Origin of the sequence: Pseudomonas graminis (assembly GCF_004364335.1) — a bacterium.
Classification (GTDB): domain Bacteria; phylum Pseudomonadota; class Gammaproteobacteria; order Pseudomonadales; family Pseudomonadaceae; genus Aquipseudomonas; species Aquipseudomonas graminis_D.
Genome location: NZ_SOCR01000002.1, coordinates 553,557 through 561,041 on the forward strand (window position 1 = coordinate 553,557; position 7,485 = coordinate 561,041).

Below are 7,485 nucleotides of genomic sequence, written 5' to 3' on the forward strand. Positions count from 1 at the left end.
AGGAGCGCGCTTGCCCGCGAACGCGTCCGTTCAGACGCTGCTGGGTCGCCTGCCCCACCTGATTCGCCAGCAAGCCGGCTCCTACAAATGCCCGCCCGCGCAGGAATTTGCCAGGGCATGAAACGGACGGAGTACAACAATAATGTCGTCCCGACACTCAAGCGTACCGGCACCGCCCTTGCGGGTGGATGCCCATCAACATTTCTGGACCTACGACGCCAGGGATTACCCCTGGATTGACCAGCGCCATGCTGCGTTGCAGCGGGATTTTCTGCCGCAGGATTTGAAACCGCTGCTCGATCAGCACGGCATCGACGGCTGCGTCGCGGTGCAGGCGCGGCACAGCGTCGGCGAGACGGACGCATTGCTGGCCCACGCCGCAGCGCACCCTTGGATTCTCGGCGTCGTCGGCTGGGCGGATCTGCGCGCGGACGATGTCGACGCGCAACTCTCGCGCTGGGGCGACTCTCATAAAGGCGCGCAAAAACTGGTCGGCCTTCGTCACTTGGTTCAGGACGAGCCGGCGCCGTCGCTGTTTCTCCAAGACCCGGCGTTCGCCCGTGGCATGGGGCAATTGCAAGCCCACGGGCTGACCTACGACGTGCTGATAAAAGACAAAGACCTGCACGCCGCCACTGACTTCTGCCGACGGCACGATCAGCACCACCTGATCCTCGATCACCTCGGCAAACCCGACCTGTCCCGGGAAGACCCCATCGCCTGGGCCGATCGCCTCGCCCCGCTGGCCGCCCTGCCCCACGTCGCCTGCAAGCTGTCCGGGCTCATCACTGAAGCCGACTGGCAACATTGGCGCCCGGTGGAGCTGCTGCCGTATGTCTACCTGGCGCTGGAGTTGTTCGGTCCGCAACGGCTGATGTTCGGTTCAGACTGGCCGGTCTGTCAGCTCGCCGGCCGTTACAGCGACGTCCACCAATTGTTTGAAACCGCCATCAGCACGCTCTCGGTCGATGAGCAAGACGCGCTGCGCGGCGGCACCGCCATTCGCCTCTATGGCCTGCTAGGAAACTGCCCATGAATCTGCACCTGCACGACAAAATCATTATCGTCACCGGCGGCGGCTCGGGGATTGGCGCGGCCATCTCATTGGGGCTGGCCGAAGAAGGCGCAATCCCGGTGATCTTCGCCAATCAGCCGCTGCCTGCCGAATTGGCCGCCGAGCTGGACAGACGTCAGCCGCAGACCCTGTTCGTCCAGGTCGAACTGCGCGACGAGGCCGAATGTGCGGCGGCGGTGAGCCAGGTGCTGGAGCGTTTCGGGCGCATTGACGGGCTGGTCAACAACGCCGGGGTCAACGACAACGTCGGGCTGGAGGCCGGTCGCGGCGCGTTCATCGAGTCGCTGGAAAAAAACCTCATCCACTACTACGTCATGGCGCATTTGTGCGTCGACGCGCTGAAGGCCAGCCAGGGCGCCATCGTCAACATCGGCTCCAAGACCGCCCTCACCGGTCAGGGCGGTACCAGCGGGTACACCGCCTCGAAAGGCGCACAACTGTCGCTGACCCGGGAATGGGCCGCCTCGTTGCTGAGCGATGGCGTGAGGGTGAACGCGGTGATTCCGGCCGAGGTCATGACGCCGTTGTATGAGCGCTGGATTGCCAGCTTCGAAAACCCCGAAGCGAAGCTGGCGAAGATCGTCGAAAAAATCCCCTTGGGCCAGCGCATGACCACGCCGACGGAGATTGCCGACAGCGTGCTGTTTCTGCTGTCCCCACGAGCGTCCCACACCACCGGGCAATGGCTGGTGGTGGACGGCGGCTATACGCATCTGGATCGGGCACTGACATGAATACGGGGAAGGTTGCGCAGCGGTTCTGTCTGGCGCTGGACCTTGCCGATGACGAGGCGTTGACTGCCGAGTATGAGCAGTTGCATCGGCGCATCTGGCCGGAGATTGCCGAACACCTGCGCAGTCAGGGCGTGCTGGACATGCAGATCTGGCGACTGGGCACGCGGCTGTTCATGGTCATGGACACGGCGCCGGGCTTCAGTGCCGACGCGATGGATCAGGCGTCGGCGGCCAACCCCAGGGTGCAGGAATGGGAGGCGTTGATGTGGCGATTTCAGAAGCCGACGCCGTGGACCGAGCCGGGGAATAAGTGGCAGCCGATGGCGCAGATGTTCAGCCTGTCGGATCAGCCGCCTTAAGCACTTCAATGGTAGGAGCGCGCTTGCCCGCGATTATGCCGGCACATTCAACATCACGGGCGGCTGACATACCGCATTCGCGGGCAAGCGCGCTCCTACAGGTCCGTGGATTGATTCGATCCCGGCGTTAACCAGACATCCGCTTCATCACGCAGCACGCTTCAACAACAACAAAAAGGAGAGCGTTATGTTGACCAAACAAAGCAAAGTACAGACTGGGGTGTACCGGCACGCTGCACCATCGGTGCGGGTGGCGTTGATGCTGGTGACCAGCCTGTTTTTCCTCTGGGGCCTGTCGTACGGGCTGCTCGATGTACTGAACAAGCACTTTCAGGAAACGCTGCACGTCAGCAAGGCTCAGTCGGGGCTGCTGCAGGCTGCGTACTTCGGCGCGTATTTCATCATCGCCCTGCCCGCCGGCCTGTTGATGGACCGCTTCGGCTACAAGGCCGGGATCCTGCTCGGGTTGTGCCTGTACGCCGCCGGCGCGTTGTTGTTCATGCCGGCGGCCAATGCGGCGAGCTTCCCGTTCTTCCTGTTTGCGCTGTTCGTCATCGCGCTGGGGCTGGGTTGTCTGGAAACTGCGGCCAATCCCTACGCCACCGTGCTGGGGGATCCGAAAGGCGCCGAACGTCGGCTCAATCTGGCGCAGTCGTTCAACGGCCTCGGCCAGTTCGTCGGGCCGCTGCTGGGGGGCGCGCTGTTCTTCGGCGGCAGCAACGCCGGCAGTGACAACAGTTCGCTGCAAACCACCTACGTGGTCATCGCCGTCATCGTCCTGCTGGTCGCTGCGCTGTTCGCCCGCACCCCAATGCCCGATCTGCGCGAGCAGGAATCCAGCATTCAACGCCAGGACAGCAAGACCCTCTGGCAGCACCGCGAATTCGTCGGCGGCGTGGTCACTCAGTTCTTCTACGTCGCGGCGCAGGTGGGCGTCGGCGCGTTCTTCATCAACTACGTCACCGAGCACTGGGCGAGCATGACCAGCCAGAGCGCCGCCTATTTGCTGTCGGTGGCGATGATCTGCTTTATGTGCGGACGGTTCTTCAGCACCTGGCTGATGGGTCGCATCCCGGCGCAGCGCTTGTTGATGGTCTACGCATGGATCAACGTTGCGTTGTGCGCGGTGGTGGTCAGCGGCGTGGAAAGCGTGTCGGTGGTGGCGCTGGTCGCGGTGTTCTTCTTCATGTCGATCATGTTCCCGACCATCTTCGCCATGAGCGTAAAAAACCTCGGCCCCCACACCAAGCGCGGCAGCTCGTTCCTGATCATGGCCATCGTCGGCGGCGCGCTGATGCCGTATTTCATGGGACTGGTGGCGGATCACTTCTCAACGGCGCTGGCGTACCTGCTGCCGCTGGGGTGTTTTGTGGTGGTGGCGTTTTATGGACGCAGCGGGTTGCGTGGGCGGGAGGTGTGATCTCGCGTTTGCGGTGTGGCGACTGACGCCTTCCCGGCTGAAGCCGGTCCTACTATCAGGTTTCAGCCAGTCCCAATCGGTGTGCGCGACGCCTTTGTGGGACCGGCTTTAGCCGGGAAGAGGCCAGTGGCAGCAGCCTCACTTTTGCGGTGTGACCACTGACGCGTTCCCGGCTAAAGCCGGTCGCACAATGTGTACGCGGTCAGTCAGGAGAGCGGGCAGTTGGCGCAGTAGTCGAGGCCGTTTACCCGGTAACGGATGCAGCACACGCGGCGTTGGCGCTTTGGTTCGTCTTGCCCTTCGACCTTGAGGTAGCGCACGGGTTGGTAGAACGGATTGCGGCGTCCGTCGGGTAGAAGTTGCGCGTTGAGCAACTGATGACCGTGACTCATATCGCCATGGGGCATCGCGTTTTCGAGCACGCCCAACAGCCACTCGAAATAGTTGCCGGCGTTGCTCCACAGCACTTTCGGGGACAGGCGCACATGTCGGGCGAAGATGTCGATGAAGGGCCTGAGGTGATGTTCGAGTAATTCATCGAAACGCTCGAACGCATCCTCCGGGCCGGGCATCCAGCGCTGTCCCGCGTCAGGCAGTTTGAATCCGGCAGGCAGGCCATCGTCGTTGAGTATCAGTTGTAGGTGATCAAGGTGCAGCGGCAGGCGCTGGTCGAGGATCAGCGAAGCCGCGACTACGGGTGGGATCAGTTTGATGAAGTAGTGCTTGCTCCAGATCGACGCCAGTCCGCGCGGGTCGCTGTCGGGATAGGCAGTGCCGCGCCGACCGAGCATGTCGTCCAGGTATTTGCCGGTCAGAACCGTGCGCATAGGCACGCCCTCACGGGGATCGTCGGGCAGCACCAGGACGTCACGGTAGTGCTCGAAATCGGCAATAAACAGCGGCGCCAGCGCAGGAATCATGGGGCGATTCGCTGCGCTGGCGGTTTGTTCAACCGGGCACGGTCAATGGGACTGCTGCCGTGCCAGCACCCACAATCCCTGCTCCAGCGCGGGGAACAGGCTGTTGTTGAAGTTGTTCCAGCGCAGTTCGAGGATGGTGTCGTCCGGCGCGATGGGCGTGTCGAGCACGTCGAACACCACCTCGCCGGAATCGATGCCGGTGTCGACGTAGTGGAACGACGCGCCGGTCATGTTCACCACCGGAATGTCGACCATCTCCCGCGTGGTCCAGTCGACCACTTTCTTGCCCCGGGCGCCGTACAGCGCGTCGAGGGTGGCATAGGCGCCGCGTCGTTCGTAAGGCGACTCCAGGCGCGTGATGCCCGGGTGCACGTTGAAGATGCGCCGATGGAAATCAGCGCCCTCGCGCACCAGTTCGTCGAGGATCACCAGCAGCCCGTCGAGTACCACAATGTCGGCGCCCAGTGCGTGCAAGCGCTCGCCGAGGCGTCGCTCGAAATCCGACTTGCCGGCCGGCCGTGCGCTGTCGCCCAGGGGCAAGGCGCGGTAGCTCGACGGCACGTTTTCCAGCAGGTCATCGACCTTGCGCCCCTGCACCGTCAGGCCCGCCGGGTAGAACCAGTGTTCGCCCTGACCCGGCTTGAACCCATAGTCCTTGATGCTCTCGCGGTCCCGTGCGGATTCGGGGTTTTCGTCGTAGATGATCGCTTCCAGGGAGTAGTGATCGCCGAGGGCGGTGTCGTTGAGCGCCTTGACCAGGTACTCCAGTGGCGAGGTCATGTAACGCTGCTCGCCGTGGTAATCGACGTATTGACCGGCCTTGTCCGCCGCTGCATTACGCAACGACCAGACGTAAACAAGCTTGGTTTTCTGCATGAATATCGGACTCAGGAAAGGGTGTGCAGGGTGTTGCCGCTGACGCCTTCGGCCATGGCGACCACGACTTTTCGTTCGCCGCTGAACGGCTTGCGCGAGTGCGCCGTGAGCATGTTGTCGAGCATCAGCACATCGCCGGTCTGCCACGGGAAGACCACTTCGCATTCGCTCAGCACGCCGCGGATTTCCGCCAGCGCGTCGGCCTCCAGCGGGCTGCCGTCGCCGTAGTAGACGTTGCGCGGCAGGCCTTCCTCGCCGACGGTGTCGAGGAGGATTTCCTGCATCTCCTCGTCCAGGTTCGACAGGTGGAACAGGTGCGCCTGGTTGAACCAGACCCAGTCTTTGGTGCGCGGATGCTGGGCGACGCCTTGCACCAACTGGCGGGTGCGCAGGTCGCCGTCCTCGTTCCAGTCGCACTGGATGCCACGCGGACGACAGTAGTCTTCGACGTCGCTGTGGCGCTCGGTGTTGAAGACCTGTTGCCAGGTCAGGTCCAGGCCGTTGCCGTAGTTGCGCACGTACATCAGGCGCTTTTCTTCAAAGCGTTTGCGCAACGCCGGGCTGATGCGCTGGAACACCCGGCGGCTGTCGGCAATCGGTGTCTCGCCTCCGCTGACGGCGGCTTTGGCGCAGTAGAAGAAGATGCGCATGGGCCATTCGGTGGTGTAAGCCTGTTCGTTGTGCAGCGGGATCGAGCGATGGGCCGGGTATTCGGTGGAGGTGTAGACGCCTTTGCCATCGACCTGGCTGCGCGGGGTGGAGCCGAATTCGTAGTTGAGCAGCGGGTGGCCGAACGAGGCGGCGAATTGCTGGAAGCCTTCGACGCCTTCGGGGGTGAAGCCGCTGAAGAGGATGGCGCCGTCGCGTTCCAGGGCGTGGTCGACGACGCTGCGCAGGGCCTCGAATTCGGCAGACAGGGAGACGCCGGTCTGGCCGGGCTGGACACGCAGGGGGAAGCCGGCTTCAAGGCGCAGGCGTTCGGGGGTGAGCATGCGCATGTTCATGGGCGTAACGCTCCTGGGGCTGAAGGGGGTGGGTTCAGGCCATGGCCTTGCGCAGGCTGAGGGGGCGCATGTCGGTCCAGACGGTTTCGATGTGGTTGAGGCAGGTCTGTTTGTCGCCTTCGACGCCGACGCTTTTCCAGCCGTCCGGGATGGCTTTGTAGTCGGGCCAGATGGAGTACTGTTCTTCGTGGTTGATGACGACCCGGAATTGTGTGTTTTCGCTGTCGAAGCTCATGTGTAATCCCTCGTGGTGTTGGAACGGCGCAGGTAAGCGCGCCTTACCTGGAAGACGAATGAGGGGGCGGGATGGTTAGTGGTTTTTTTTAAAATCTTTAAGAGCTTGGAGATCACAAGCATCTGCCTAACGGCAGATCGTTTCGCCTTCGGCGAGTTACTTGGAAAAGCACCCCAAGTAACCAAGGGTGCCTGCTCTCGGTTTGGTTCCTCCTTCGTCGGAATACCCTCACTCCGGTCTTGCTCCGTGGGCCCGCGCCGAACGGACATCCATGTCCTGACGGCGCTCTCGCCGCATCCATGCGGCTCGGCCCACTGCGCAAAACCTGCGTTCAGCCTGCACCAAAGTCGCGATTGGCGGTGACTGGGCTTTTTGTGTAGGAAGATCAAAAGCAGATCGAGGGCAAATCAAAAGCTTCCCGGCTGAAGCCGGTCCCACTGGGTGTGCGGGTGTTTCAGTTGATCGTTATCAACGGCAACGGCAACGGCAACGGCAAATCATCGGATTTACGCGGTCTCTGTAGGAGCCGGCTTGCTGGCGAACGCGGTGTGTCATTCGACGTCTTTGTTTCTGACCCAACGCATTCGCCAGCAAGCCGGCTCCTACAGAAAAACGCGTTCAGTCAGCGAGCGACAGGTGGGAGTGAGCTTGCTCGCGAAGAGGTTTGTGATCGTTCCCACGCTCTGCGTGGTAACACCGCCCGTGACGCTCCGCGTCCCGTTTCGGTGGGGTGACGCGGAGCGTCACAGGATGCATGCCCACGCAGAGCGTCACTAGTGTCCGGGGAAAGTCCAGAGGGGGAGCTTGCTCCCCCTCTCTGACCGCATCCATACGGCATAATCAGTCTTTTCCCACTCGGTTT

Annotated in this window: 8 protein-coding genes; 4 read left to right on the forward strand and 4 right to left on the reverse strand. The window is 62.3% G+C overall.

Annotation, left to right across the window (positions count from 1 at the left end; translation table 11 throughout):
• Positions 1-142: 142 nt before the first annotated feature.
• From EC919_RS04940 to EC919_RS04955, 4 genes are all read left to right on the forward strand, one after another.
• Positions 143-1,036 (forward strand): amidohydrolase family protein, encoded by an 894-nt coding sequence (locus EC919_RS04940; protein ID WP_133771742.1) that lies wholly within the window; start codon positions 143-145, stop codon positions 1,034-1,036.
• The gene (locus EC919_RS04945; protein ID WP_133771744.1) at positions 1,033-1,809 is read left to right on the forward strand and encodes an SDR family oxidoreductase; all 777 of its coding nucleotides are present in this window, start codon (positions 1,033-1,035) and stop codon (positions 1,807-1,809) included. The genes EC919_RS04940 and EC919_RS04945 overlap by 4 nt, the downstream gene beginning before the upstream one ends.
• A complete protein-coding gene (locus tag EC919_RS04950; protein ID WP_133771746.1) occupies positions 1,806-2,168 on the forward strand; it encodes an L-rhamnose mutarotase in 363 nt (120 codons plus the stop codon). Before EC919_RS04945 ends, EC919_RS04950 begins: the two co-directional genes overlap by 4 nt.
• Positions 2,169-2,355: 187 nt before the next feature.
• Positions 2,356-3,588, forward strand: a complete 1,233-nt coding sequence (locus EC919_RS04955; protein WP_133771748.1) for a sugar MFS transporter — start codon at positions 2,356-2,358, stop codon at positions 3,586-3,588.
• Between the two features lie 206 nt (positions 3,589-3,794).
• On the opposite strand, the gene fhuF is transcribed toward EC919_RS04955, so the two are convergent.
• The 4 genes from fhuF to EC919_RS04975 are packed head-to-tail and all read right to left on the reverse strand — an operon-like array spanning position 3,795 to position 6,623.
• The gene (gene fhuF, locus EC919_RS04960; protein WP_133771750.1) at positions 3,795-4,508 is read right to left on the reverse strand and encodes a siderophore-iron reductase FhuF; all 714 of its coding nucleotides are present in this window, start codon (positions 4,506-4,508) and stop codon (positions 3,795-3,797) included.
• A 42-nt stretch (positions 4,509-4,550) separates the two neighbouring features.
• The gene (locus tag EC919_RS04965; protein ID WP_133771752.1) at positions 4,551-5,384 is read right to left on the reverse strand and encodes a N(5)-hydroxyornithine transformylase PvdF; all 834 of its coding nucleotides are present in this window, start codon (positions 5,382-5,384) and stop codon (positions 4,551-4,553) included.
• Positions 5,385-5,395: 11 nt separating this feature from the next.
• Positions 5,396-6,388, reverse strand: a complete 993-nt coding sequence (locus tag EC919_RS04970; RefSeq protein WP_133771755.1) for a TauD/TfdA family dioxygenase — start codon at positions 6,386-6,388, stop codon at positions 5,396-5,398.
• A gap of 34 nt (positions 6,389-6,422) precedes the next feature.
• Positions 6,423-6,623 (reverse strand): MbtH family protein, encoded by a 201-nt coding sequence (locus EC919_RS04975; protein ID WP_074885105.1) that lies wholly within the window; start codon positions 6,621-6,623, stop codon positions 6,423-6,425.
• Positions 6,624-7,485 lie beyond the last annotated feature (862 nt).